Origin of the sequence: Pseudomonas sp. NPDC088322 (assembly GCF_044740745.1) — a bacterium.
GTDB lineage: Bacteria > Pseudomonadota > Gammaproteobacteria > Pseudomonadales > Pseudomonadaceae > Aquipseudomonas > Aquipseudomonas shirazensis.
This window is the reverse complement of record NZ_JBIURK010000004.1, coordinates 125117-150156: the sequence shown is the minus strand read 5'-3', so window position 1 is coordinate 150156 and position 25040 is coordinate 125117. Positions and strand designations below refer to the sequence as shown.

Genomic DNA, 25040 nt, shown 5'->3' with positions numbered 1-25040 from the left:
CTCAGGCCTCGGCTTTGTAGTTGAAACCAATCGGGTGTGGCTGGTTGCGCGCCTTGGCCAGTTCGATCTGTTTCTGCCGGTCGATGGCGCTGCGGCGAGTCTTCTCGCTCAGGCTGTCCCAGCAATGCGGGCAACTGACGCCTGGCGAATAATGCTCGGACGCACGCTCTTCGGCGTTGATCGGGTGGCGGCAGGCATGGCACTGGTCGTACTCGCCCTCGGTCAAGTCGTGACGCACCGTGACGCGGTTGTCGAAGACGAAGCAGTCACCATCCCACAGGCTCTCTTCCTGAGGCACCTCTTCGAAGTACTTCAGCACGCCTCCCTTGAGATGATAGACCTCCTCGAAGCCTTCACCGAGCATATAGCTGGAGGCTTTTTCACAGCGGATGCCGCCGGTGCAGAACATTGCCACCTTCTTGTGCTTGCTCGGGTCGAAGTTGGCCTTGATGTACTCGGGAAACTCGCGGAAGGTCTCGGTCTTGGGGTCGACCGCGCCCTTGAAGGTGCCGATCGCCACTTCGTAGTCGTTGCGGGTGTCGATCAACAGCACTTCAGGGTCGCTGATCAGGGCGTTCCAGTCCTTGGGCTCAACGTAGGTGCCCACCTTGTGGTTTGGGTCCACGCCAGGCACGCCAAGGGTCACGATCTCTTTTTTCAGCTTGACCTTGGTGCGGTAGAACGGCTGCTCGTCGCAGTACGACTCTTTATGATCGATGTCGACCATGCGCGGGTCGCTGCGCAACCACTGGAGCAGGCCGTCGATCCCTTCGCGGGTGCCCGAGACGGTACCGTTGATGCCTTCCAGCGCCAGTAGCAGAGTGCCTTTGACGCCGTTGTCGAGCATGGCCTTGAGCAGCGGCTCGCGCAGTTCGAGGTAGTCTTCCAGGGTGACGAATTTGTACAGCGCCGCGACGACGATAGCTTGTGACATGTAACGAGTTCTCCAGGTGGTCACCCTCGTAAGGGGCGGACCGGAATGACAGTTTGAGCGGGTGGCCTTGAAACACACATGGGAGCGGCGATGCGCTGACCCAGGCTGAAAACAGCTCGGGTCAACGCACCACCGCTCCCACGGGGATGTTGCGCAGTTTACCAGAATGCCTGGGAGGTTTCAGTGACCGCCGCCAGCACACACCGGCGATGCCGGTGCTGCGCCAACCTTGGCCCACTCCTCAGGGGTGTAGGTGTGAATGGCCAGAGCATGAATCTGCCCCATCAGATCGGCCATGGTCGCGTACACCCGCTGGTGGCGCTTGACGCTGTTGAGGCCAGCGAACTGCTCGCTGACCAGCACCGCCTTGTAGTGCGTCTCCAGCCCACGGCTGTGCATGTGGCTTTCGTCGAGCACTTCAAGGTGCACGTTGGCCAATGCCACCAGTTGCTGTTCGATGCGTTGCTGCATGTTCATCAGCGTTGGCTCACTTCTTCGCAGGAGCGGCTTTGCCAGCGTTCGGGTCGAGCTCTTTGGTCATGTCTTCAAGCAGCTTGTTGACCACCGGTACCGCTGGCTCCAGGCTCTGCTGGGTCAGCTGGGCCGACTGCTGAGTGACCTTGGGCATTTCGCGCAGGACTTTCTTGCCCAATGGCGACTCGTAGAACTTGACCAGGTCCTGCAGCTCGCCTTCGGTGAAGGTCGCGGTGTACAGGTTGACCATCTGCGGCTTGAGCTTTTTCCAGCCAATGGCGTTGTCCAGAGCAGCGTTGGCCTTGGCCTGGTAGCTGTCGAGCACGGCTTTCTTGGAGGCTGGCGCCTTGGTCTGCTCGAAGCGCTGGGCAAACATCTGCTGCACCTGCATGTACACCGGAGTGCCCAGCTTGTCGGCATTGGCCAGGGTCAGGAACTTCTCGGCGGCTTGGTTGTGCGCAGGGGTTGCGGCAAGGACCGAACCGCTGGCGCAGGCCAGGGCGACGGCGGCACAAAGGACACGGAGACGGGTCATTGCAAATCCTTCAGGAAAGGGAGGCGAGTACCTCAGAGACGAGCATTCTGCGCCGCGCCGGGCGCTCTACTCAAGTAGCACGATGAGCGATTGAACCGCTCGGTCGAATCGGGGCCTAAACTGCGGATTCAGACGATTATGGAGTGAACGCCGCATGAGCCGTATCGAAACAGACAGCCTGGGCCCGGTCGAAGTTCCTCAGGACGCCTACTGGGGCGCGCAAACCCAGCGCTCGCTGATCAACTTCGCCATCGGCCAGGAGCGCATGCCGCTGGCCGTTTCGCACGCCTTGGCGCTGATCAAGAAGGCCGCCGCACGGGTCAACGACCGCAACGGCGACCTGCCGGCGGATATCGCCCGGCTGATCGAACAGGCCGCCGACGAAGTGCTCGATGGCCAGCTGGACGAGCAGTTCCCGTTGGTCGTGTGGCAGACCGGCAGCGGCACCCAAAGCAACATGAACGTCAATGAAGTGATCGCCGGGCGCGCCAACGAGCTGGCCGGCCAGGGCCGCGGCGGCAAGTCGCCGGTACACCCGAATGATCACGTCAACCGCTCGCAGAGCTCGAACGATTGCTTCCCCACCGCGATGAACATTGCCGCGGCGCAGGCAGTGCACGACAAGCTGCTGCCAGCGATTGCCGAGCTGTCGTCGGGGCTGGCCGAGCTGTCTGCGCGCCATCACAAACTGGTCAAGACTGGCCGCACGCACATGATGGACGCCACGCCGATCACTTTCGGCCAGGAGATCTCGGCGTTCGTCGCCCAGCTCGACTACGCCCAGCGAGCGATTCGCGCAGCGCTGCCGGCAGTGTATGAACTGGCCCAGGGCGGCACGGCTGTAGGCACCGGCCTGAACGCACCGCATGGCTTTGCCGAAGCCGTCGCCGCCGAGCTGGCGGCATTGTCCGGGCTGCCCTTCGTCACTGCGCCGAACAAGTTTGCCGCCCTGGCCGGGCATGAGCCGCTGGTCAACCTGGCCGGCGCGCTGAAATCACTCGCCGTAGCCCTTATGAAAATCGCCAACGACTTGCGCCTGTTAGGCTCCGGCCCACGTGCAGGGCTGGCCGAGGTGCGCCTGCCGGCCAACGAACCGGGCAGCTCAATCATGCCCGGCAAGGTCAACCCAACTCAGTGCGAGGCGTTGTCGATGCTCGCCTGCCAGGTGCTGGGCAACGACGTCACCATTGGCTTTGCCGCCAGCCAGGGGCATCTGCAGCTAAACGTGTACAAGCCGGTGATCATTCACAACCTGCTGCAGTCGATCAACCTGCTCGCCGACGGCTGCAGCAACTTCCAGCAGCACTGCGTGGCCGGCATCGAGCCGGATGCCGAGCAGATGGCCGAGCACCTTGAGCGTGGTTTGATGCTGGTGACTGCGCTGAACCCGCATATTGGTTATGACAAGGCGGCAGAGATTGCCAAGAAGGCTTACAGCGAAGGAACGACCTTGCGCGAAGCTGCCCTGGCGTTGCAGTACTTGACCAATGAGCAATTCGATCAGTGGGTGCGCCCGGAAAACATGTTGGCGCCTGGCGCCAAGGGCTGAGTGAGTCGGGGGCTACAAAGCAGCCCTTCGCGGGTAAACCCGCTCCCACAGGACACTGGCCAGCAGGTCAAGCTCAGTCCTCTGTGGGAGCGGGTTTACCCGCGAAGGGGTGCGCAGCGCCCCCATCATTATTAGCGGTCAACAATCCTCAACCAACCTGCAACCGCGCACGCCGCGCTCGCCAACTGGCCAGCAGCGACGGCCCCAACGCCACCAGCGCCGAACCCAGCACTACCGTCACCGCGCCGATATAACCCAGCGCATTGATCTGTTCGGCATGCACATACTCCGGCCACAGCCACGCAGCCAGCGCTACAGCGACAAACGTCACCAAGGGCGTCAACGCCAATGTCGCACTGACCCGCGACGCCTCCCAGTGCGCCAGCGCCTCGGCGAACGCGCCGTAAGCCACCAAGGTATTCAAACAGCAGGCCAACAGCAGCCAGCCTTGCAAGGGGCTCAACTGCAGCGCCTCGAGCGGATGCACCCAGGGCGTCAGCAGCGCCGCGCACCCCAGGTAGATCACCATCATCACCTGCTGCGAATTCCATACGGTCAGCAGCTGTTTTTGGCTAAGCGCATAAAACACCCAGATGCTGGTCGCCAGCAAAATGGTCAAGACACCCGTGGTGTAGGTGCCCAACGACCCCAGCAGCTCGGCCAGGCGCTGATTGAAAAACAGCCCAAAGCCCATCAGCAGCACGACCAGACCCATGCCCTGGCCCCAACTGAAGCGCTCCCTGAATACGAATACGCTGGCCACCAACAACAGCACCGGGCCGATCTGCACCACCAGCTGGGCAGTGCCGGGGCTGAGCAGCTTGAGCCCGATCAGGTACAGCACGTAGTTGCCGAGCAGGCCGAAGATGGCCAGCGCCACCAGGCCGGTACGCTTGCGGCCCAGGCCGGCAAATGGCGGCAGGCGGCGCTTGGCCGACAGCCAGATGAACAACAGACCACCGGATACCAGCAGGCGATACCAGGTCACCGTGACCGGATCCATCACCTGCAGGACCTGCTTCAACTTGATCGGCAGGATGCCCCAGAGCAGCGCGGTCAACAGTGCCAATAGCAGGCCATGGACCCAGCGTCCGGAAGTGGTGTGCATAACGTCCTCGATCAAAGCCCGTGGTGGGGGTGATTGCAGTCTAAGGGCTTGGCGGGTGTGACAGGTCCAAAATGACTGGAAAAAAATGCATCAGGTCATTCCCTGGCGGCATGCCTACCTGCTGCGCGCTGGGCGCGACGCCGCAGGCAGGCCGTTTGCGGTTACTTCTTGTGCTTGGCGAACGCTGCTTCCAACGCCTCGTTGATGGTGCGCAGGACCTTGACCCGCGCCCAGCGCTTGTCATTGGCCTCGACCAGCGTCCAGGGTGCAATCTCGGTGCTGGTGCGGTCGACCATATCGCTGACAGCTTCGGTATAGACGTCCCATTTTTCGCGGTTTCGCCAGTCATCTTCGGTGATCTTGTAGCGTTTGAAGGGTATTTGCTCGCGCTCTTCAAAGCGCTCCAATTGGGTCTGCTGATCGATCGCCAACCAGAACTTGACCACTACCACGCCGGCGTTGCTCAGTTGCTCTTCGAAGTCATTGATTTCACCGTAGGCACGCATCCAGTCGGCAGGCGTGCAAAAACCCTCCACCCGCTCCACCAGCACCCGCCCATACCACGAACGGTCGAAGATGGTGAACTTGCCGCGCGCCGGCACATGCCGCCAGAACCGCCACAGATAAGGCTGGGCGCGCTCGTCTTCAGTGGGTGCGGCAATCGGCACGATGCGGTACTGGCGTGGGTCGAGCGCAGCGGCCACACGGCGGATCGCGCCGCCCTTGCCGGCCGCATCGTTGCCTTCGAACACCGCGACCAGAGCATGCTTGCGCATGTGTTTGTGACGCAGCAAACCGGCCAGGCGCGCTTGTTCGCTGACCAGCTGCTGCTCGTAGTCCTTCTTGTCCAGGCGCTGGCTCAAATCCAGCGCGTTGATCAGGTTGAGGTCGTCGATGCTGCGGCCCAGCGGGGCGACGTTGCCCTTGTGCTTGGCCTTGGGGTCCACGGCCAGCGCGGCCTGCATGCTCTCCAGCAGGATCTGGCCGACGGCCAGGCTGCGGTAATGCGGGTCGGCGCCTTCGATCACGTGCCAGGGCGCATAGTCGCGGCTGGTGCGGCGCAGCACGCGCTCGCCGAAGCGCACGAAGCGGTCGTAGGTCTGCGACTGCTGCCAGTCCAACGGGCTGATCCGCCAGCTGTGCAGCGGGTCGTCGCGCAGGGTCTTGAGGCGCACCTTCATCTGCTTCTTGGACAAGTGAAACCAGAACTTGATGATCAACGCGCCTTCATCGCAGAGCATCTGTTCCAGCCGCTCGGCGCCGGCAATCGCTTGATCGAGCACGGCGTCCTTGAATTGACCATGCACCCGGCCTTGCAGCATCTGGCTGTACCAGTTGCCGAAAAATACGCCCATCCGGCCCTTCGGTGGCAGCGCCCGCCAATAGCGCCAGGCGGGCGGCCGGGCCAGTTCTTCGTCGGTCTGCTGGTCGAAGGTCAGCACGTCGATCAGGCGCGGGTCCATCCATTCGTTGAGCAACTTGACCGTCTCACCCTTGCCGGCGCCTTCGATACCATTGATGAGGATGATCACCGGTAGGCGAGACTGCTGCTTGAGCTCGTACTGAGCGTCGAGCAGCGCCTCGCGCAGCGCCGGCACTGCAGCATCAAAGGTGTCCTTGTCGATGTGGTGACCGATTTGCGCAGATTCGAACATGCTGGCGTGGCTCCTTCATTGGAATGACAAGACTAGCGGATCGGCAGCGATTTATGCGCTTGCGTGCAGCCTAAGACCTGCGCAATGGCTTAAAATCCCGCTTCCGCTGCCGCCGAGCCGACCATGCCAGACCCTACCCTCCCCCAGCACGCCCAGATTGACTGGGACGATCAGGGCCGCCCGCACTCGCGGCAATACGACGACGTGTACTTCTCCACCACTGAAGGCAGCCTCGAAACCCAATACGTGTTCATCGAAGGCAACCGCCTGCGCCAGCGCTTTGCCGAGCTGCCAGCCGATGGCTGCCTGGTGATCGGCGAGACCGGGTTTGGCACCGGGATGAACTTCTACTGCGCCTGGCAGCTGTTTGCCGAGCAGGCCACGGGCGGCGCCCGCCTGCATTTCGTCAGCGTCGAAAAGTACCCGTTGAGCCTTGCCGACCTGAGCCGCGCCGTTAAGCTGTGGCCGGAGCTGGCGGCTTACTGGCAGCCGCTGCTGGACCAGTACGTGGCAGTGCATCCAGGCTTTCAGCAGTTCAGTTTCGACGGCGGCCGGGTGACCCTGACCTTGCTGATCGGTGATGTACTCGAGCAACTGCCGCTGCTCGATGCGCGCATCGACGCATGGTTCCTCGACGGTTTCGCGCCCGCGAAAAACCCTGACATGTGGACCCCCGAGCTGTTCGCGCAACTAGCGCGGCTGTCGCATGCAGGCACCAGCATCGGCACCTTCACCACCACCGGCTGGGTCCGCCGGAGCCTGATCGAGGCTGGCTTCAGCATGAAAAAGGTGCCTGGGCTGGGCACCAAGTGGGAGGTGATGCACGGCCACTACAGCGGCCAGCCGGCGGTGACCGCCACGGCACCGTGGTACGCCCGCCCAACAGCCACCAGCGGCCCGCGCCAGGTGCTGGTGATCGGCGCCGGGCTGGCTGGCAGCGCCAGCGCCGCCAGCCTGGCCGCGCGAGGTTGGCAGGTGACGGTGCTGGAGCGCCATGCTGCGCCTGCACAGGAAGCCTCGGGCAACCCGCAAGGCGTGCTGTATTTGAAGCTGTCTGCCCATGGCACAGCGCTTTCGCAGATGATCGTCGCCGGCTTCGGCTACACCCGCCGTTATCTGGAGCGCATGCAGCGCGGACGCGACTGGGATGCTTGCGGCGTGCTGCAACTGGCCTTCGATGACAAGGAAGCCGCGCGTCAGGCCAAGCTCGCTGGCGCCTTCGACAGCAGCCTGTTGCGCCCGCTGAGCCAGCTCGAAGCCGAGCAGGTGGCAGGGGTCAGCCTGGCCAGTGGCGGCCTGTTTTATCCACAGGGTGGCTGGGTGCACCCGCCGGCGCTGTGCGCTGCGCAATTGCAGCACCCGCGCATTGAAGTAAAGGTGCATCAGGAAGTGCTCGAGCTGCGCCAGGTCGATGGCCTCTGGCAAGCCTGGGCCGGCGCGCGTCTGCTGGCCACTGCGCCGGTGGTGGTGCTGGCCGGCGCGGCCGACGTGCGCGCTTTTGCGCGGTGTGCCGAGCTGCCGCTCAAACGCATCCGTGGGCAGATCACCCGCTTGCCGGCCACTGCCGAGAGCCGTGCATTGAGCACGGTGGTCTGTGCTGAAGGCTATGTGGCGCCGGTGCGTGACGACGAACACACGCTTGGCGCCAGCTTTGACTTCCACAGCGACGACCTGACCCCGACCGTGGCCGAGCACCAAGGCAACCTCGAGCTGCTTGAAGAAATCTCTACCGACCTCGGTCAACGTCTGCAGCTGGCCACACTGGACCCGGCACTGCTGCAAGGGCGCGCGGCGTTTCGCTGCACCAGCCCGGACTATCTGCCGATCGTCGGGCCGATTGCTGACGCTCAAGGCTTCAACGAAGCCTATGCCATGTTGCGCAAGGATGCTCGGCAATTGCCTGCAGTCGACTGCCCGTGGCTGGATGGCCTGTATGTAAACACCGGGCATGGCTCGCGAGGCCTGATCACCGCCCCGCTCAGCGGTGAGTTGCTGGCGGCCTGGATCTGTGGCGAACCCTTGCCGGTGCCGCGGTCGGTAGCTGAAGCGTGCCACCCGAATCGCTTTGCATTACGCGCCCTGATTCGCGGCAAGGCCTGAGCAATGGGCTGCTTGCAGCCCAGCGACCATTCATCCCTTATAACCGATTGATATAAAACTCTCAGAAACCGCTCCGGTCACTACCTAAGTGCCCGTCATCCGGCGAGGCACCTTCCCCAACGGCAAAACCGGTAAGGACTTATGTGCGGATTAGCTGGAGAGTTACGTTTTACCCCGATCAATCAGGCCCCGCGCCCCGCGGATCTGGCTGCGGTTGAGCGCATCACCCACCATCTGGCCCCACGCGGCCCGGATGCCTGGGGCTTCCATAGCCAAGGGCCGATTGCCCTCGGCCATCGGCGCTTGAAGATCATGGACTTGTCCGACGGCTCGGCGCAGCCGATGGTCGACAACAACCTCGGCCTGTCACTGGCGTTCAACGGCGCCATCTACAACTTCCCGGAACTGCGCCAGGAGCTGCTCGACCTGGGTTATACGTTCTGGTCCGACGGCGACACCGAAGTGCTACTCAAGGGCTATCACGCCTGGGGCGCCGCGCTGCTGCCCAAGCTCAACGGCATGTTCGCGCTGGCCATTTGGGAGCGCGACACCCAGCGCCTGTTCCTGGCCCGTGACCGCCTCGGCGTGAAGCCGCTGTACCTGTCGCGCAACGGTGAGCGCCTGCGCTTTGCCTCGACCCTGCCGGCACTACTCAAAGGCGGCGATATCGACCCGGTGATCGACCCGGTCGCACTCAATCACTACCTCAACTTCCACGCTGTGGTGCCGGCGCCGCGCACCTTGCTGGCCAATGTGCAAAAGCTCGAACCTGGCACCTGGATGCGTGTCGACCGCCACGGCGAAGTCGAACGTCAGACCTGGTGGCAGCTCAAGTACGGGCCGAATGCCGACGAGCAGAAGCTCGACCTGGAGGATTGGACCACCCGCGTCCTCGATGCCACCCGCGATGCTGTGGCGATTCGCCAACGCGCTGCGGTGGATGTCGGTGTACTGCTGTCAGGTGGTGTCGATTCGAGCCTGTTGGTCGGTCTGCTGCGCGACGTTGGCGTGGACGACCTGTCGACCTTCTCGATCGGCTTCCAGGATGCTGGCGGCGAGCGCGGCGACGAGTTCGAATTTTCCGACCTGATCGCCCGTCACTACGGCACTCGTCACCACCAGCTTCGCATCGATGAACACGAAATCATCGACCAGTTGCCGGCGGCGTTCCGCGCCATGAGCGAGCCGATGGTCAGCCACGACTGCATCGCTTTCTATCTGCTATCGCGTGAAGTCGCCAAGCACTGCAAGGGCGTACAGAGCGGCCAGGGTGCGGATGAGCTGTTTGCCGGTTACCACTGGTACCCGCAGGTCGATGGCGCAGCGGACCCGTACTCGGCCTACCGCGATGCGTTCTTTGACCGCAGCCATGCCGAATACCGCGAGACGGTGCAGGCACCGTGGCTGCTGGACAACGACGCAGCCGGTGATTTTGTTCGCGAGCATTTCGCCCGCCCTGGCGCGGCCGATGCGGTAGACAAAGCGTTGCGTCTGGACAGCACGGTGATGCTGGTCGATGACCCGGTCAAACGCGTCGACAACATGACCATGGCCTGGGGCCTGGAGGCGCGCACGCCGTTCCTCGATTATCGCCTGGCGGAACTCTCGGCGCGGATCCCGGCACGCTTCAAGCTGCCCGATGGCGGCAAGCAGGTGCTCAAATCGGCCGCACGTCGGGTCATCCCGCACGAGGTGATCGACCGCAAGAAGGGTTACTTCCCGGTCCCTGGCCTCAAGCATCTGGAAGGCGCCACCCTGGGTTGGGTGCGCGACCTGCTGACCGACCCAAGCCAGGACCGTGGCCTGTTCAACCCGGCCATGATCGACAAGCTGCTGAGCAATCCGCATGGCCAGTTGACCCCACTGCGCGGCTCCAAGCTGTGGCAGTTGGCGGCACTGAACCTGTGGCTCAGTGAACAAGGAATCTGATCGATGAAAGCCCACGAAACAGCCTACGGCCAGCGCTTGCTGCGCGGCCAGGCCCCCTCCTACGCGCGGCTGCAGGCGCGCCTGGCCGAAGACGGCAGCGAGCCGCACGACCAGCCGCGAGCAGTCCACTGCGGCTGGGGCCGGCTGCTGATCGGCCATACCTACCCGGACCCCAGCTGCCTGGCACAGGCGCTGCTGGAAGAAGCCGCCGGTGAACGCGACATTGCCCTCTACGTGGCGGCGCCGCATCAGGTACTGGCGCACGCTCCGCAACAGCTGTTTCTCGACCCCTCGGACACCCTGCGCCTGTGGTTCAGCGACTACCGCCCGGCGCAGCGGGTGTTCCGCGGTTTTCGTATTCGCCGGGCACAGAGCGAAAGCGACTGGCAGGCGATCAATGCACTGTACCAGGCGCGCGGCATGCTCCCGGTCAACGCCGAGCTGCTCACCCCGCGCCATCAAGGCGGGCCGGTGTACTGGCTGGCCGAGGATGAAGACACCCATGCTGTGATCGGCAGCGTGATGGGCCTCAATCACAGCAAGTCGTTCGATGACCCCGAGCATGGCAGCAGCCTCTGGTGCCTGGCCGTCGACCCGCGCTGCAGCCGGCCTGGAGTTGGCGAGGTGCTGGTACGGCATTTGATCGAGCACTTCATGAGCCGCGAGCTGGCCTATCTGGATTTGTCGGTGATGCATGACAACCGCCAGGCCAAGCGCCTTTATGAAAAGCTCGGCTTTCGCAACTTGCCGACCTTTGCCGTCAAGCGCAAGAACGGCATCAACCAGACCTTGTTCCTCGGGCCTGGGCCTGAGGCCGAGCTCAACCCGTACGCGCGCATCATTGTTGACGAAGCCCACCGCCGCGGCATCGAAGTGCAGGTCGACGACGCCAAGGCCGGCTTGTTCACCCTCAGCCTGGGCGGGCGCCGGGTACGCTGCCGCGAGTCGCTCAGCGACCTCACCAGCGCCGTCAGCATGACCCTCTGCCAGGACAAGCGCCTGACCCAGCACGCGCTGGAAAAGGCCGGGCTGAAGGTGCCGGTGCAACAGCTGGCGGGCAATGCCGACGACAACCTGGCGTTTCTGGAAGAGCACGGCGCGGTAGTGGTCAAGCCGGTCGATGGCGAGCAAGGCCAGGGGGTAGCGGTCAATCTGACCACGCTTGAGGAGGTTTCCCAGGCCGTCGCACACGCCCAGCGTTTTGATAGCCGGGTACTGCTCGAGAGCTTCCATCCGGGGTATGACCTGCGCATCGTGGTCATCGGCCACGAAGTGGTGGCCGCAGCCATTCGCCACCCGGCACAGGTTATCGGTGACGGCACGCACAGCGTCAAGGCGCTGATCGAAGCCCAGAGCCGCCGCCGCGAGGCTGCCACGGCCGGCGAAAGCCGCATCCCGATGGACGAAGAAACCGAGCGCACCGTGCGTGCGGCAGGTCATGAGTACGGCGATATTCTGCCGGCAGGCGAGCGCCTGGCGGTACGCCGTGCGGCTAATCTGCACACCGGCGGCATTCTCGAAGATGTCACCGAACGTTTGCATCCGGCCCTGGCCGATGCCGCCGTGCGCGCGGCGCGGGCGCTGGATATTCCCGTGGTCGGCCTGGACTTCATGGTGGGCGATGCCAGCCAGCCCGACTACGTGATCATCGAAGCCAACGAGCGCGTTGGCCTGGCCAACCATGAACCGCAACCCACGGCCGAGCGCTTTGTCGATCTGCTGTTTCCGCACAGCCGGGCGCCAGCCTGAATCACCCAGGGGGCCTGCGCGGTAACCGCGTCAGGCCACCCTGCCCCACCGCCGAGGAGTGACTATGTCTGTACCCCACCCCGAACCGGATCTGGACTACCTGAAACGTGTCCTGCTGGAAATGCTCGCCATCCCCAGCCCGACCGGCTTTACCGATACCATCGTGCGCTATGTCGCCGAACGCCTGGATGAACTGGCCATTCCTTTCGAGCTGACCCGCCGCGGGACTATCCGCGCCACCCTCAAAGGTCGGCAAAGTTCGCCTGACCGCGCTGTATCAGCCCACCTCGACACCATCGGCGCCAGCGTGCGCCAGTTGCAGGACAACGGCCGCCTGGCCCTGGCGCCGGTCGGCTGCTGGTCGAGCCGGTTTGCCGAGGGCAGCCGGGTCAGCGTCTTTACCGACACCGGTGTGTTCCGCGGCAGCGTGTTGCCGCTAATGGCCAGCGGGCATGCATTCAACACCGCCATCGACCAGATGCCGATCAGCTGGGACCACGTTGAAGTGCGCCTGGACGCCTACTGCGCGACCCGCGCCGACTGCGAGGCGTTGGGGATCTCGATTGGTGACTTCGTCGCCTTCGATCCCCTGCCCGAGTTCACCGAAAGCGGCCATATCAGCGCCCGCCATCTGGACGACAAGGCCGGTGTGGCCGCGCTGCTTGCTGCGCTCAAGGCGGTGGTGGAAAGCGGCCAGCAGCCGCTGATCGACTGTCACCCGCTGTTCACCATCACCGAAGAGACTGGCTCTGGTGCTGCAGGTGCATTGCCGTGGGACGTCAGTGAATTTGTCGGCATCGACATTGCGCCGGTTGCACCTGGGCAGGCCTCCAGCGAGCATGCGGTGAGCGTGGCTATGCAGGATTCGTCGGGGCCGTACGATTACCACCTGTCGAGGCACCTGCTCAAGCTTGCCAACGACCAGCAACTGCCGGTACGCCGCGATCTGTTCCGCTACTACTTCAGCGATGCGCACTCGGCGGTTACGGCGGGCCATGACATCCGCACGGCGCTGGTGGCGTTTGGTTGCGATGCCACCCACGGGTATGAGCGGACCCATATCGACAGCCTGGCAACCCTCAGCCGGCTGCTCTCGGGTTACCTGCTCAGCCCACCGGTGTTTGCCAGCGATTCGAACCCGACCAATGCTTCGCTGGAGCGCTTCAGTCACCAGATAGAGCATGACGCGCAGATGGAGAGCGATACCCGTGTGCCGCCGGTCGACAGCCTTTTGGGTAACAAGCTGTGACGCCTGTGGTGCGCGAATCGCGTAGCATGGCGGGATTGTCGATCAATCTACGAAGTTGCCCATGCTGATCCCTTACGACCAACTCGAAGCTGAAACCCTGACCCGCCTGATCGAGGACTTCGTGACTCGCGAAGGCACCGATAACGGCGATGACACGCCGCTGGAAACCCGTGTGCTGCGGGTGCGCCAGGCGTTGGCCAAGGGTCAGGCGTTTATCCTGTTTGATCTGGAAAGCCAGCAGTGCCAGCTGCTGGCCAAGCATGATGTGCCCAAGGAGCTGTTCGAGTAATGCTGTGGGGGCTGCGAGCCGGTCCCCCTTTTTACTGCTCCCGCACTTCGCGGGCTTTGATTCGCTTGTAGATTTCACAGCGGTGTACGGGTAGGTCGCGTGGGGCGTCGATGCCCAGGCGGACGATGCCGTGGTCGATCGCTACTACCACGATCTGGATGTCATCGTTGATGGCGATGACCTGGCCAACTTCGCGAGTCAGTACCAGCATGCTTTGATCCTCCTCGTTCCAGGGAAGATTGGAGACTGCACCGGGTACATTCGCCTACACAACGTTGCTTCTGCTAAATAGATCGGTCCTACGCTTGAGGGTAAAAATCCCTACAAGTTTGGGGTGGTTTTGGGGTGGTTGGGGGGCGGGTGTTTCAGGGTTATTGTGGGCTTATCCGGTTTATCGATGGGTGGGACTGGCCCCTTTCGCCCTTACTGCGAGTTACTTTTTGGCAAACGCCCCAAAAAGTAACCAAAAAGGCCTGGCTCCCACTTACGGCCCCTGCGCTGCGGGGTTCCCTCACTCCGGCATTGCTCCCGTGAGGACCTGCGTTCGGCCTTCTGAGGTCGCGGGTAGATCAAGAGCACGCCTCGCTGCGCTGGCGCAGATCAAAAGCGACAGTCAAAAGCTGGGGCCGCTTTGCGGCCCTTCGCGGGTGAACCCGCTCCCACAGGGCTCTGAGGGGTCTCAGGTCAGCATTGATCCCTTTGGTCCAGCGCTGCAGCAGCCTCGCCTCCACGATGACCACACACCCCCGGCCAACGCGAACCCTGTGGGAGCGGGTTCACCCGCGAAGGGCCGCAAAGCGGCCCCCGCTCTTGATCTGCGCCAGCGCAGCGAGGCGTGCTCTTGATCTTGCTCTTGATCTACCGGCGACTCAGGAGGCCGAGCGCAGGTCTTGCGGAGGGAGGTGACGGCCATGGATGGCCGGCAAGCGCTGCGGCCCAGGATGGGCCGTACAGCGCGGTCCTCCCGGGAGCAAGACCGAAGCGAAGGGGCCGGATGTGGAGCCAAGCATTTTTTTGGTTACTTTTTTGGGGCGTCTGCCAAAAAAGTGACTCGCCGTAAGGGCGAAAGGGGCCAGAACTGCATACAAATCAAATGGATAAGCCCACAACCGGATAAGCCCCATTCACCCCTGCTGCAACCGCGGCCCAAACACTATGATCGTGGCCCCAACCACACACAACAGCGCCCCAAGCCAATCGCTGCCCAACGGCCGAACCCGCTCAACCAGTGCCAGCCAAAGCAGCGAAGAAACAATATAGATCCCGCCATAAGCCGCATAAGCCCGTCCCGCGTAGGCGGCCTCGACCCGGGTCAATATCAACCCAAAAACACTCAGGCTGACCAGCGCCGGCACCACCCACCAGGCACTCTTGCCCAACCGCAGCCACAGGTAAAACGCATAGCACCCGCCAATCTCGAACAACGCCGCAAGAAAGAACCAGAAGTAATTGACCACAGCCCACGCCCGTGCAGATTCAAAGCTGCCGAGCATACCTCACTCGCCGACTACTGCCGCGCCTTGGCCCGCATCTTCACCGCCATCCCCGCCATCTCGGCATACAACAATTCCGGCGTCTGGCACTTGAGTTTCCAGGCAGCACGACCCGCCTCATGCGGCAGGATCAAAAACTCATCAGCAGCAATCCGCTCATGCATGTAGTCGGCAATTTCGGCAGCACTGATTGGCGAGCCTTCGAGCAACTTGCCCACCTGAGCTTTCATCGCTGGGTCCGGCCCGCGGAAAGAATCCAGCAGGTTGGTCTGGAAGAACGACGGGCACACCACATGCACCGCTACCTGCACCTGACGCAGCTCGACCAGCAGGCTCTCCGACAACGCCAACACCCCAGCCTTGGCCACGTTGTAGTTGCTCATGCCCGGCCCCTGCATCAATGCTGCCATCGAGGCGATGTTGACGATTCGTCCCTGGCTGCGCTCGAGCAATGGCAAAAACGCCTTGCAGCCTTTGACCACGCCCATCAGGTTGACCGCCAGTTGCCAGTCCCAGTCCTCCAGCGACAACTCGGCAAAAAACCCGCCCGAAGCAACCCCGGCATTGTTGACGATCATGTCGATGCCGGCAAAGCGTTCCTCGCAGGCCTGGGCCAGCGCCGTCAGCTGGCTGTAGTCGCGCACGTCACAACGTTGCACAAAACCTTCGCCACCAGCCGCCTGCACCAGCTCAAGAGTCTCGCGCAGACCGGCCTCGTTGACATCGGCCAGCGCCAGGCGCCAATCCTCGCGCGCCCAACGCAGGGCAATTTCACGGCCGAGGCCAGACCCGGCGCCGGTAATCATCATTCGCTTGTGCATGCTGCAGGCCTTGTTTGGTGGGCAATAGCGCGAGTCTAGCCAAGGCCGGCCAGGGCCTGGTGCGCTATCGAAATGCTGAATGAGCGAACATGCCGCCAAGGCAGATAATCAATTGAATTTTCTTGTAACAGCCGAGGTCGGAAATATAAGCGGCCAGGATTGCCCGGCCCCTTCCCCCACGAAAACACGCAAGGATTCTGCCCATGACCACGATCCTCATCATCATCCTGATTCTGCTGCTGGTTGGCGGCTTGCCAGTCTTCCCTCACTCGCGCAGCTGGGGCTATGGCCCGTCCGGCATCATTGGTGCGGTCCTGGTGGTTCTGTTGGTGCTGTTGCTGCTTGGCATGATATGACCCGGCGCTGGCAGCTTGACCTGCCAGCCGCACAATAAAAAAACGCCCCGCAATGCGGGGCGTTTTTTATTGGGTCAAGCGGTTAGTGAGAAACCGCACCACTGGCGCCCAGGCCGGTTTGCGAACGGACGAACTGTGGGAAGAACAGCGCACGCTCGTTGACCGCTTCCTTGGACTTGTCGGTGACCGAGAAGAACCAGATACCGACGAAGGCAATCAGCATCGAGAACAGTGCTGGGTATTCGTACGGGTAGATGGCCTTTTCATGACCGAGGATCTGCACCCAGATGGTCGGGCCAAGGATCATCAGGCCAACGGCACTGATCAGGCCCAGCCAGCCGCCAATCATTGCACCGCGGGTGGTCAGCTTCTTCCAGTACATCGAGAGCAGCAGTACCGGGAAGTTACAGCTGGCGGCAATGGAGAACGCCAGACCAACCATGAAGGCAATGTTCTGCTTCTCGAACAGAATGCCCAGCCCGATCGCCAGCACGCCGAGGAAGATCGTGGTGATCTTCGACACCCGGATCTCATCCTTGTCGTTGGCCTTGCCTTTGCGCCAGACGCTGGCATACAGGTCATGCGACACCGCCGAGGCACCGGCCAGGGTCAGGCCGGCAACCACTGCAAGGATGGTGGCGAAAGCGACTGCCGAGATGAAGCCGAGGAAGATACTGCCACCCACAGCGTCAGCCAGGTGCACCGCAGCCATGTTGTTGCCACCCAGCAGTGCGCCGGCGGCGTCCTTGAAGTCCGGGTTGGTGCTGACCAACAGGATCGCGCCGAAGCCGATGATGAAGGTCAGGATGTAGAAGTATCCAATGAAGCCGGTGGCGTACAGCACGCTCTTGCGCGCTTCCTTGGCATCGCTGACGGTGAAGAAGCGCATCAGGATGTGCGGCAGGCCGGCGGTACCGAACATCAGTGCCAGGCCCAGCGAGAACGCCGAAATCGGGTCTTTGACCAGGCCACCCGGGCTCATGATCGCTTCACCCTTGGCGTGTACCTTGATCGCTTCGGAGAACAGCGTGTTGAAGTCGAAGTTGACGTGTTTCATCACCATCAGCGCCATGAAGCTGGCACCGGACAGCAGCAGCACTGCCTTGATGATCTGCACCCAGGTGGTCGCCAACATGCCGCCGAACAGCACGTACATGCACATCAGGATGCCGACCAGAATCACCGCAACGTGATAGTCCAGGCCGAACAGCAGCTCGATCAGCTTGCCGGCACCGACCATCTGCGCGATCAGGTAGAACGCTACCACCACCAGCGAACCGGAGGCCGACAGGGTGCGGATCTGTTTTTGCCCGAGGCGATAGGACGCCACGTCGGCAAAGGTGTACTTGCCCAGGTTACGCAGGCGCTCGGCGATCAGGAACAGAATGATCGGCCAGCCGACCAGGAAGCCGATCGAGTAGATCAGGCCGTCGTAACCGGAGGTGAACACCAGCGCGGAAATACCCAGAAAGGACGCCGCAGACATGTAGTCACCGGCAATCGCCAGGCCGTTCTGGAAACCGGTGATCTTGCCGCCGGCTGCGTAGTAGTCCGAGGCTGACTTGTTGCGCTTCGAAGCCCAGTAGGTAATCCCCAGGGTGAACAACACAAAGGCCAGGAACATCAGAATGGCAGCCATGTTCAGGGGCTGTTTCTGCACCTCGCCAGTGAGCGCGTCAGCCGCCCACACAGCGGGTGCGAAGACACCGCAGGCCAATACGGCCAAAGTTTTGGTAGGTCGCATCATTGCTTGGCCTCCGCCAGAATTGCCTTGTTCAGTTCGTCGAACTCGCCGTTGGCGCGACGCACATAGATGGCGGTCAGCACAAAGGCTGAAAGGATCAGGCCGACGCCCAGGGGGATGCCCCAGGTGATGGACGAGTCTGGGCTGATCTTGGCGCCGAGCAGGTGCGGGCCATAGGCGATGAGCAAGATGAATCCGCAATAGAGGCCGAGCATGATTGCCGAAAGAATCCAGGCGAATCGCTCGCGTTTGCTGACCAGTTCCTTGAAGCGCGGACTGTTCTGTATCGAGAGGTAAATGCTGTCGTTCATTGTTTTTGTCCTAGCAGCACAGATTATGGATAACCCACCTGTAACTTTATGCTGCTGTTGGACGCCAACCAGACGACCTTAGTCTTAGATGCAAGAGTGTTTTGCGGTTTTGGTAACAAACCTCAGGCAGCGCAGCGCTTTTTCAGCTGAAAACAGCGCGCCCAAGGTGACGACTCAACCTTGGGCGGCGATGCTGCTATGGCTCGTTCAACGCGTTACTTGGCAGTCCACTCCGCCACGCGCTCAGGGTGTTTGGCGACCCAATCCTTGGCCGCTTGTTCTGGCTTGGCGCCATCCTGAATGGCCAGCATGACTTCGCCGATCTCATCCTTGGACTGCCACTGGAACTTCTTCAGGAAAGCTGCAACTTCCGGGGCCTTTTTCTCCAGGTCCTTGCTGCCGATGCTGTTGACGGTTTCAGCCGCGCCAAACACGCCTTTCGGGTCTTCGAGGAACTTCAGTTTCCACTTGGCGAACATCCAGTGCGGCACCCAACCAGTAACAGCAATCGACTCCTGCTTTTTCTCGGCGCGGCCCAGTTCGGCGGTCATGCCGGCGCCGGAACTGGCCTGCAGCTTGTAACCGGTCAGGTCGTAATCCTTGATCGCCTGCTCGGTCTTGATCATCACGCCCGAGCCTGCGTCGATGCCGACGATCTTCTGTTTGAAGCTGGTGTCGGTCTTGAGGTCTGCGATGCTGTTGGCCTTGACGTACTCAGGCACGATCAAGCCAATCTTGGCGTCTTTGAAGTTAGGCCCGAAGTCGACCACCTTGTCCTTGTTCTTGGCCCAGTATTCACCATGGGTCACCGGCAGCCAGGCCGAGAGGATCGCATCGAGTTTGCCGGTGGCAACCCCTTGCCACATGATCCCGGCTGCTACCGCCTGCAGCTTGACGTCATAGCCGAGCTTTTCCTTGATAACCTCGGCGGCGACGTTGGTGGTCGCAACACTGTCGGCCCAGCCATCGACATAACCGATGCTTACTTCTTTAGCCATGGCCTGCCCAGCGCTCATGGCCAACAACAGGGCGGACCCCACCCCCAGCATACGTCGCATGTTCATCAATGCATCCCCTCGTCAGGTCTCGGAGATAGCATCATCAACCTGCAACAAAGCGCGACCTGCTCCAGCCGCGACCTCTACCTTAACCAGATGCGACAGCACTTGGCCATTAGCGCCATCGGCCGACATTGGCCTGCGCGATCCTTGCATGCCAATGCGTTGGCGCCGGCGATTTGCGGCTATCATCTAGCCCTTTGCGCCTGACGATGGACCGCCCGATGCCCCGCTCCGCCCGCAATCTGCTGCCACTCTTTGTATTCGCCTGCCTGCTCGCCCTCGCCGGGCTGGGCGCGCTCTGGTACGGGCTGGGCAAGCCGGTGCTGCTGCCCGACGCCGCCAGCCCGACGCATAAACTGCAGTGCGCCTCGTACACCCCGTTCGACAAGGACCAATCGCCGTTCGACCAGCCGTTTCGCCTGCGCCCGGCGCGGATGGACGCCGATCTGGCCCTGCTGGCCGAACGTTTTCAGTGCATCCGCACCTATTCGATGACCGGTCTTGAGGCGATCCCGGCGCTGGCGCGCAAGCATGGCCTGAAAGTCATGCTCGGCGCGTGGGTGAATGCCAATCCGGTCGACAGTGACAAGGAAGTCGCATTGCTTATTGCCGCCGCCAATGCCAACCCCGATGTGGTCAGTGCGGTTATCGTCGGCAACGAGACCCTGCTGCGCAAGGAAGTCACCGGCGAGCGCCTGGCCGAGCTGATCAAGCGGGTCAAGGCCCAGGTCACGGTGCCAGTGACCTACGCCGATGTCTGGGAATTCTGGCTGCAGCATCCACAGATCGCGCCGGCAGTAGACTTCCTGACCATTCACCTGCTGCCGTACTGGGAAGATGACCCACGTAGCATCGACCAGGCATTGGCCCATGTCGCCGAGGTGCGCCAGGTATTCGGCGCCCGTTTTGCGCCCAAGCAGATCATGATCGGCGAGACCGGCTGGCCCAGCGAAGGCCGCCAGCGTGAAACCGCGCTGCCCAGCCGGGTCAACGAGGCACGCTTCATTCGCGGTTTTGTAGCGATGGCAGAGCAGAACGACTGGAGCTATAACCTGATCGAAGCCTTCGACCAGCCCTGGAAGCGTGCCAGCGAAGGTGCGGTGGGCGGTTACTGGGGGTTGTACGACGCCGACCGGCAGGATAAAGGCATTCTCGAAGGGCCGGTCAGCAACCTGGCTCTGTGGCCACAGTGGTTGGCGGCGAGTGCGCTGTTGCTGCTGGCGGCACTGCTGTTTGCCGGGCGCCCGGTCAATGCCCGGGCCGCACTGCTGCTGCCGTTGCTTGCAGCGATTGGTGCTGCCAGCCTTGGCTTATGGGGCGAATTGATGCGGACCAACGCACGCTTTGCCGGCGAATGGCTGTGGGCAGTGTTGCTGGCAGGCCTGAACCTGCTGGTGCTGGCCCACGCCCTGCTGGCCTTGGCGCAGCGCCAGGGTTGGCGTGAGCGGCTGTTTGCCTGGTTTGAAGCGCGCGCCGGCTGGCTGCTGCTGGCGGCGGGTTTCGCCGCTGCAGTGAGCATGCTGGCGATGGTCTTCGAGCCGCGCTATCGCAGCTTCCCGACTGCCTCGTTGTTGTTGCCGGCGCTGGTGTACTTGCTGCGACCAGTCGTGGCGCGTCGGGCCGAGGTGGCCTTGCTGGCATTCATCATCGGCGCCGGGGTGCTGCCACAGCTGTACCGTGAAGGGCTGGCCAACCAGCAAGCCTGGGCCTGGGCAGTGGTCAGCGTACTGATGGTCGGCGCGTTGTGGCGCAGTTTGCGTAAGCGCTGACCTTCATGCCAGCCTGGCGCCTTGTGCCTGACGCACCAGGCGCAAGCCGGCCAGGACCACCGCGAACACGGCGATACTGGCGGTATACAGCACCAGCGCGCTGAGCCCGAACAGCAAGCCGACTGCGGCCAGATACCAGCCGGCGCGGCCCTTGAGCAGTTGCGCGAGCACGCTCAGGGCCACAGCCAGCCAGGCAATCAGCTGAAAATGAATCGCCAGGCCCAGCAGCGAGCGCACCTGGCATTGCCAATACTGCGCAGGTACGCCGCACAGGCCAACCCACTGGCCGTCCTCCATCAGCCCGTAGCGCACGCCATAGCTGGCCGCCAGCCACAACGGCAGGCACAGCAGCAGGACAATGACGGGCAATGAACGAGGCATGAAGATCTCCGGGCAAATGTAAACAAACGCCAGCATAATCACTGGCGACATCTGTGCAAGGCAAGATTTCCCGGCAGCCGCTATGTTGCACAGAGCGATTGTTACCGCACTATTCACTGGCGCGGTAAAAACTGGCATAACAAATGGCCATACACCCGGCAACTTTGCCTGCTGGGCCGTGGTCAGAGCCTGCGTACCGTCATGCCTTGCCGAATATTCTGGGGGATTCAATGCTTCGATCACTGCGCCTCGCTGCCCTTCTGGGTGGCTTGCTTATGGCTGCGGCCGCCTCGGCGCGGGATATCGACGCCGCCAGCTATGGCTTTCCCTTAACCAACCCGTTCGAGGCGACGATTGCCACCACCCCGCCTGAACTGCGGCCGACGCTGCCCAGTGATGATGACATCACCCAGGCCGACTACAGCCTCACCCTGCGTCCGGAGCGTGAGTTCACCCTGCCGGACAACTTCTGGCCGGTAAAAAAGCTCAAGTACCGCATGGCCCGCCAGGACCACGAAGCGCCGCTGATCTTCATCATTGCCGGCACCGGCGCGCCCTACAGCAGCTCGACCAACGAATACCTGAAAAAGCTCTACTACCAGGCTGGCTTCCATGTCGTGCAGCTGTCGTCGCCGACCAGCTGGGACTTTATGAGCGCCGCCTCGCGCTTCGCCACCCCAGGCGTGACCAAAGAAGATGCCGAGGACCTGTACCGGGTCATGCAGGCGGTGCGCGCGCAGCACCCGCGCCTGCCGATCAAGGACTTTTACCTCACTGGCTACAGCCTCGGCGCCCTCGATGCGGCGTTTGTCAGCCATCTGGACGAAACCCGGCGCAGCTTCAACTTCAAGCGCGTGCTGCTGCTCAACCCGCCGGTCAACCTCTACACCTCGGTGAGCAACCTCGACAAGCTGGTGCAGACCCAGGTCAAGGGCATCGACCGCAGCACCACGTTCTACGAACTGATGCTGGAAAAGCTCACCCGTTACTTCCAGGACAAGGGCTACATCGACCTCAACGACGCGCTGCTGTATGACTTCCAGCGCTCGCGCGAGCACCTGTCCAACGAGCAAATGGCGATGCTGATCGGCACTTCGTTCCGCTTCTCGGCGGCCGACATTGCCTTTACCTCCGACCTGATCAACCGCCGCGGCCTGATTACCCCGCCAAAGCAGCCGATCACCGAAGGCACCAGCTTGACCCCGGCGTTCAAGCGCGCCCTGCAGTGCGACTTCGAGTGCTACCTGACCGAGCAGGTGATCCCGATGTGGCGCGTGCGCACCGACGGTGGCAGCGTGCTGCAACTGGTCGATCAAGCCAGCCTGTACGCCCTTGAAGGCTACCTGAGCAAAAGCCCGAAGATTGCCGTCATGCACAATGCCGACGACCTGATCCTCGGCCCTGGCGATATCGGTTTTCTGCGTAAAGTATTTGGCGATCGGCTGACCCTGTACCCGCACGGCGGCCATTGCGGCAACCTCAATTACCGCGTCAACAGCGACGCCATGCTGGAGTTCTTCCGTGGTTAAACGACTGCTGCTCGTCACCGCTTTGCTCGCCGCCGGGTATGCCCAGGCCGAGGAGATCGCGCCGCGTACCAGCGTGATCGATGCCAACGTGGCCGATGCGCCGGTCGAGCAAAGCGATGGCTTTCTCGACCCGTTGCGCTCGCTCAAATTCAACCCTGGGCTGGACCAGCGTGAGTTCGAACGCTCGACCCTGACCGCGCTGAATGTCTACGATCCGCTGGAGTCGGTGAACCGGCGCATCTACCACTTCAACTATCGCTTCGATCAGTGGGTGCTGCTGCCTGCCGTCGACGGTTATACCGCGATCACGCCGCGCTTCGTGCGTACCGGGGTGAGCAACTTCTTCAGCAACCTTGGCGATGTGCCCAACCTGTTCAACAGCGTGTTGCAGCTCAAGGCCGAGCGGTCGGCGAAGATCACTGCAAGGCTGATGTTCAACACCATCATCGGTGTCGGCGGCCTGTGGGACCCGGCGACCAAGATGGGCCTGCCGCGCCAGAGTGAAGACTTCGGCCAGACCCTGGGCTTCTATGGTGTACCCGACGGGCCGTACATCATGCTGCCGATCCTCGGCCCATCGAACCTGCGCGACACCACCGGGGTGGTGGTGGACTACGCCGGCGAACAGTCGATCAACTACCTGGACATGGCCAATTTCACCAGCGATCACCCGGAGATTCTGTTCCTACGGGCTGTGGACAAGCGCTACACCACTGCCTTCCGTTATGGCCAGCTGAATTCGCCGTTCGAATACGAGAAGGTGCGCTACGTCTACACCCAGGCGCGCAAACTGCAGATCGCCGAGTAATCAGCATATTTGGGGCCGCTTTGCGGCCCCAAAACTCACAAGCCGAGAAAACGACTCAGCGCCCCACGCTTGGCCAGGGCATCGCGCCGGCCAAGCTCGATCAGCTCGCTGCAATAACTCGCCTCGAACAGCAAATAGCTCAACACCCCTGCCCCACTGGTACGAGTCGCCCCCGGCCCACGCAGGAACATGCGCAAGGCCGCCGGCAGCTGGCGTCGATGGCGAGCGGCGATTTCATCCAGCGGCTGGCTCGGCGCAACCACCAGTACCTCGATCGGTGCCAGGCCCAGCGCCCGCGCATTCAAATGCGCCGGCAGCAGGTGGCTGAGGTGATTGAGCCGTTGCAACAGCTCGATGTCGTCTTCCAGGCTGTCGATGAAGGTGCTGTTGAGCATGTGCCCGCCGATCTGCGCCAGACTTGGCTGGCGACCGCTGAACAGACGCTGGCTGGGCAACGGCGGCGCCGGCCGTTGCGGGTTGCCGCTGACGCCGACCACCAGCACCCGGCTTGCGCCCAGGTGCAAGGCAGGGCTGATCGGCGCCGACTGGCGCACCGCACCATCGCCAAAGTATTCGTCGCCAAGCTTGACCGGGGCAAACAGCAAAGGGATCGCCGAGCTGGCCAGCAAGTGCTCGATGCTGAGCGCGGTTGGCACGCCAATCCGGCGGTGGCGCAGCCATGGCTGAATGGTCTCGCCGCCTTGATAGAAGGTCACTGCCTGGCCCGAGTCGTAGCCAAAGGCGGTGACGGCCACGGCCCGCAATTGCTCGCTGGCCAGCGCCTCGCCAATGCCGTCAAGATGCAGGTGCGCTTGCAACAAGCCACGCAGCGGGCTGCTATCGAGCAACGCCACCGGCACGTCGCCGCCAACACCCAGCAAGCTGTGGCTGACGAAGCGACTGGCCTGGCGAATCACCCCGGGCCAGTCGCTGCGCAGCACCAAGTGGCTGCTGAAGTTCTGCCAGAAGGCGGTCAGGCGCTGCACCGATTCGGCAAAACGAGTTGCACCGCTGGCCAGCGTCACCGCATTGATGGCCCCGGCCGAGGTGCCGACGATCACCGGGAACGGGTTGGCCGCGCCAGGCGGCAGCAACTCGGCAATACCTGCCAGCACCCCCACCTGATAAGCCGCGCGGGCACCGCCGCCAGAGAGAATCAGGCCCGTGGTTGCAGTCATTTGATCCTCCCTGGATGT

At 62.4% G+C, this 25040-nt stretch carries 23 protein-coding genes; 10 read left to right on the top strand and 13 right to left on the bottom strand.

Features of this window, described 5'->3' with window-relative positions:
* Position 1: 1 nt before the first annotated feature.
* The 3 genes from ACIOAU_RS11480 to ACIOAU_RS11470 all read right to left on the bottom strand — a co-directional run bounded on the left by ACIOAU_RS11480 (position 2) and on the right by ACIOAU_RS11470 (position 1943).
* Complete coding sequence (locus ACIOAU_RS11480) at positions 2-934, bottom strand: rhodanese-related sulfurtransferase (protein WP_101321664.1); 933 nt, start codon at positions 932-934, stop codon at positions 2-4.
* Between the two features lie 180 nt (positions 935-1114).
* Positions 1115-1411: a BolA family protein gene (locus tag ACIOAU_RS11475; protein ID WP_401182002.1), complete on the bottom strand. Its 297-nt coding sequence runs from the start codon at positions 1409-1411 to the stop codon at positions 1115-1117.
* Between the two features lie 10 nt (positions 1412-1421).
* Positions 1422-1943: a DUF2059 domain-containing protein gene (locus ACIOAU_RS11470; RefSeq protein ID WP_101321666.1), complete on the bottom strand. Its 522-nt coding sequence runs from the start codon at positions 1941-1943 to the stop codon at positions 1422-1424.
* A 154-nt stretch (positions 1944-2097) separates the two neighbouring features.
* On the opposite strand from ACIOAU_RS11470, the gene ACIOAU_RS11465 reads away from it, so the two are divergent.
* Entirely contained in the window at positions 2098-3492 is a 1395-nt protein-coding gene (locus ACIOAU_RS11465) for a class II fumarate hydratase (RefSeq protein ID WP_101321667.1), read from the top strand.
* 148 nt (positions 3493-3640) lie between these two features.
* Here the strand turns inward: ACIOAU_RS11465 and ACIOAU_RS11460 are convergent, their stop codons facing one another.
* Together ACIOAU_RS11460 and pap are read right to left on the bottom strand one after the other, a co-directional pair.
* Positions 3641-4600 (bottom strand): DMT family transporter, encoded by a 960-nt coding sequence (locus ACIOAU_RS11460; RefSeq protein ID WP_150570905.1) that lies wholly within the window; start codon positions 4598-4600, stop codon positions 3641-3643.
* A 161-nt stretch (positions 4601-4761) separates the two neighbouring features.
* Positions 4762-6255 carry a polyphosphate:AMP phosphotransferase gene (gene pap / locus ACIOAU_RS11455; RefSeq protein ID WP_401181997.1) on the bottom strand — a complete coding sequence of 498 codons (1494 nt, stop codon included), beginning with the start codon at positions 6253-6255 and terminating at the stop codon, positions 4762-4764.
* Between the two features lie 123 nt (positions 6256-6378).
* Here pap and mnmC point away from each other — a divergent pair, with 123 nt between their 5' ends.
* The 5 genes from mnmC to ACIOAU_RS11430 all read left to right on the top strand — a co-directional run bounded on the left by mnmC (position 6379) and on the right by ACIOAU_RS11430 (position 13571).
* The gene (gene mnmC / locus ACIOAU_RS11450) at positions 6379-8355 is read left to right on the top strand and encodes a bifunctional tRNA (5-methylaminomethyl-2-thiouridine)(34)-methyltransferase MnmD/FAD-dependent 5-carboxymethylaminomethyl-2-thiouridine(34) oxidoreductase MnmC (RefSeq protein ID WP_401181994.1); all 1977 of its coding nucleotides are present in this window, start codon (positions 6379-6381) and stop codon (positions 8353-8355) included.
* Between the two features lie 141 nt (positions 8356-8496).
* Positions 8497-10284: an N-acetylglutaminylglutamine amidotransferase gene (locus tag ACIOAU_RS11445; RefSeq protein WP_103438222.1), complete on the top strand. Its 1788-nt coding sequence runs from the start codon at positions 8497-8499 to the stop codon at positions 10282-10284.
* A gap of 3 nt (positions 10285-10287) precedes the next feature.
* Entirely contained in the window at positions 10288-12033 is a 1746-nt protein-coding gene (ngg, locus tag ACIOAU_RS11440; protein ID WP_101321672.1) for an N-acetylglutaminylglutamine synthetase, read from the top strand.
* Between the two features lie 64 nt (positions 12034-12097).
* The gene (locus tag ACIOAU_RS11435) at positions 12098-13282 is read left to right on the top strand and encodes an osmoprotectant NAGGN system M42 family peptidase (protein WP_401181990.1); all 1185 of its coding nucleotides are present in this window, start codon (positions 12098-12100) and stop codon (positions 13280-13282) included.
* 61 nt (positions 13283-13343) lie between these two features.
* Positions 13344-13571, top strand: a complete 228-nt coding sequence (locus ACIOAU_RS11430) for a YheU family protein (RefSeq protein WP_101321674.1) — start codon at positions 13344-13346, stop codon at positions 13569-13571.
* A gap of 31 nt (positions 13572-13602) precedes the next feature.
* On the opposite strand, the gene csrA is transcribed toward ACIOAU_RS11430, so the two are convergent.
* The 3 genes from csrA to ACIOAU_RS11415 form a co-directional block, all read right to left on the bottom strand.
* Positions 13603-13782, bottom strand: a complete 180-nt coding sequence (gene csrA, locus ACIOAU_RS11425) for a carbon storage regulator CsrA (RefSeq protein WP_101321675.1) — start codon at positions 13780-13782, stop codon at positions 13603-13605.
* Between the two features lie 913 nt (positions 13783-14695).
* Entirely contained in the window at positions 14696-15028 is a 333-nt protein-coding gene (locus tag ACIOAU_RS11420; RefSeq protein ID WP_101323088.1) for a YnfA family protein, read from the bottom strand.
* 50 nt (positions 15029-15078) lie between these two features.
* Positions 15079-15885 (bottom strand): SDR family oxidoreductase, encoded by an 807-nt coding sequence (locus ACIOAU_RS11415; protein ID WP_259078945.1) that lies wholly within the window; start codon positions 15883-15885, stop codon positions 15079-15081.
* A 197-nt stretch (positions 15886-16082) separates the two neighbouring features.
* On the opposite strand from ACIOAU_RS11415, the gene ACIOAU_RS11410 reads away from it, so the two are divergent.
* Entirely contained in the window at positions 16083-16241 is a 159-nt protein-coding gene (locus tag ACIOAU_RS11410; RefSeq protein WP_178080836.1) for a DUF3309 family protein, read from the top strand.
* Positions 16242-16323: 82 nt separating this feature from the next.
* Here the strand turns inward: ACIOAU_RS11410 and ACIOAU_RS11405 are convergent, their stop codons facing one another.
* From ACIOAU_RS11405 to ACIOAU_RS11395, 3 genes are all read right to left on the bottom strand, one after another.
* A complete protein-coding gene (locus tag ACIOAU_RS11405) occupies positions 16324-17988 on the bottom strand; it encodes a cation acetate symporter (protein WP_259078944.1) in 1665 nt (554 codons plus the stop codon).
* Positions 17985-18296: a DUF485 domain-containing protein gene (locus tag ACIOAU_RS11400; protein ID WP_259078942.1), complete on the bottom strand. Its 312-nt coding sequence runs from the start codon at positions 18294-18296 to the stop codon at positions 17985-17987. Before ACIOAU_RS11400 ends, ACIOAU_RS11405 begins: the two co-directional genes overlap by 4 nt.
* Positions 18297-18511: 215 nt before the next feature.
* Entirely contained in the window at positions 18512-19360 is an 849-nt protein-coding gene (locus ACIOAU_RS11395; protein WP_150572549.1) for a glycine betaine ABC transporter substrate-binding protein, read from the bottom strand.
* A gap of 206 nt (positions 19361-19566) precedes the next feature.
* Here ACIOAU_RS11395 and ACIOAU_RS11390 point away from each other — a divergent pair, with 206 nt between their 5' ends.
* The gene (locus tag ACIOAU_RS11390) at positions 19567-21126 is read left to right on the top strand and encodes a beta (1-6) glucans synthase (RefSeq protein WP_150572548.1); all 1560 of its coding nucleotides are present in this window, start codon (positions 19567-19569) and stop codon (positions 21124-21126) included.
* A gap of 3 nt (positions 21127-21129) precedes the next feature.
* On the opposite strand, the gene ACIOAU_RS11385 is transcribed toward ACIOAU_RS11390, so the two are convergent.
* On the bottom strand, positions 21130-21507 hold the full coding sequence (locus ACIOAU_RS11385) for a hypothetical protein (protein WP_259078940.1): 378 nt from the start codon (positions 21505-21507) through the stop codon (positions 21130-21132).
* A 230-nt stretch (positions 21508-21737) separates the two neighbouring features.
* Here ACIOAU_RS11385 and ACIOAU_RS11380 point away from each other — a divergent pair, with 230 nt between their 5' ends.
* The gene (locus ACIOAU_RS11380; protein WP_150570913.1) at positions 21738-23036 is read left to right on the top strand and encodes a serine/threonine protein kinase; all 1299 of its coding nucleotides are present in this window, start codon (positions 21738-21740) and stop codon (positions 23034-23036) included.
* Positions 23029-23844 (top strand): VacJ family lipoprotein, encoded by an 816-nt coding sequence (locus ACIOAU_RS11375; protein WP_101321683.1) that lies wholly within the window; start codon positions 23029-23031, stop codon positions 23842-23844. Before ACIOAU_RS11380 ends, ACIOAU_RS11375 begins: the two co-directional genes overlap by 8 nt.
* 35 nt (positions 23845-23879) lie before the next feature.
* Here ACIOAU_RS11375 and ACIOAU_RS11370 read toward each other — a convergent pair whose 3' ends face one another.
* Positions 23880-25022, bottom strand: coding sequence for a patatin-like phospholipase family protein (locus ACIOAU_RS11370; RefSeq protein WP_101321684.1), 1143 nt, complete (start codon positions 25020-25022; stop codon positions 23880-23882).
* Positions 25023-25040: the final 18 nt, after the last annotated feature.

Bases quoted from the DNA above. Each gene is read 5' to 3' on its own strand.
- ACIOAU_RS11405 (WP_259078944.1), bottom strand. From the start codon at position 17,988: ATGATGCGACCTACCAAAACTTTGGCCGTATTGGCCTGCGGTGTCTTC.
- ACIOAU_RS11415 (WP_259078945.1), bottom strand. From the start codon at position 15,885: ATGCACAAGCGAATGATGATTACCGGCGCCGGGTCTGGCCTCGGCCGT.
- ACIOAU_RS11390 (WP_150572548.1), top strand. From the start codon at position 19,567: ATGGACCGCCCGATGCCCCGCTCCGCCCGCAATCTGCTGCCACTCTTT.
- ACIOAU_RS11445 (WP_103438222.1), top strand. From the start codon at position 8,497: ATGTGCGGATTAGCTGGAGAGTTACGTTTTACCCCGATCAATCAGGCC.
- csrA (WP_101321675.1), bottom strand. From the start codon at position 13,782: ATGCTGGTACTGACTCGCGAAGTTGGCCAGGTCATCGCCATCAACGAT.
- ngg (WP_101321672.1), top strand. From the start codon at position 10,288: ATGAAAGCCCACGAAACAGCCTACGGCCAGCGCTTGCTGCGCGGCCAG.
- ACIOAU_RS11435 (WP_401181990.1), top strand. From the start codon at position 12,098: ATGTCTGTACCCCACCCCGAACCGGATCTGGACTACCTGAAACGTGTC.
- ACIOAU_RS11370 (WP_101321684.1), bottom strand. From the start codon at position 25,022: ATGACTGCAACCACGGGCCTGATTCTCTCTGGCGGCGGTGCCCGCGCG.
- ACIOAU_RS11400 (WP_259078942.1), bottom strand. From the start codon at position 18,296: ATGAACGACAGCATTTACCTCTCGATACAGAACAGTCCGCGCTTCAAG.
- ACIOAU_RS11475 (WP_401182002.1), bottom strand. From the start codon at position 1,411: ATGAACATGCAGCAACGCATCGAACAGCAACTGGTGGCATTGGCCAAC.
- ACIOAU_RS11395 (WP_150572549.1), bottom strand. From the start codon at position 19,360: ATGAACATGCGACGTATGCTGGGGGTGGGGTCCGCCCTGTTGTTGGCC.
- pap (WP_401181997.1), bottom strand. From the start codon at position 6,255: ATGTTCGAATCTGCGCAAATCGGTCACCACATCGACAAGGACACCTTT.
- ACIOAU_RS11480 (WP_101321664.1), bottom strand. From the start codon at position 934: ATGTCACAAGCTATCGTCGTCGCGGCGCTGTACAAATTCGTCACCCTG.
- ACIOAU_RS11385 (WP_259078940.1), bottom strand. From the start codon at position 21,507: ATGCCTCGTTCATTGCCCGTCATTGTCCTGCTGCTGTGCCTGCCGTTG.
- ACIOAU_RS11380 (WP_150570913.1), top strand. From the start codon at position 21,738: ATGCTTCGATCACTGCGCCTCGCTGCCCTTCTGGGTGGCTTGCTTATG.
- ACIOAU_RS11430 (WP_101321674.1), top strand. From the start codon at position 13,344: ATGCTGATCCCTTACGACCAACTCGAAGCTGAAACCCTGACCCGCCTG.
- mnmC (WP_401181994.1), top strand. From the start codon at position 6,379: ATGCCAGACCCTACCCTCCCCCAGCACGCCCAGATTGACTGGGACGAT.
- ACIOAU_RS11460 (WP_150570905.1), bottom strand. From the start codon at position 4,600: ATGCACACCACTTCCGGACGCTGGGTCCATGGCCTGCTATTGGCACTG.
- ACIOAU_RS11465 (WP_101321667.1), top strand. From the start codon at position 2,098: ATGAGCCGTATCGAAACAGACAGCCTGGGCCCGGTCGAAGTTCCTCAG.
- ACIOAU_RS11470 (WP_101321666.1), bottom strand. From the start codon at position 1,943: ATGACCCGTCTCCGTGTCCTTTGTGCCGCCGTCGCCCTGGCCTGCGCC.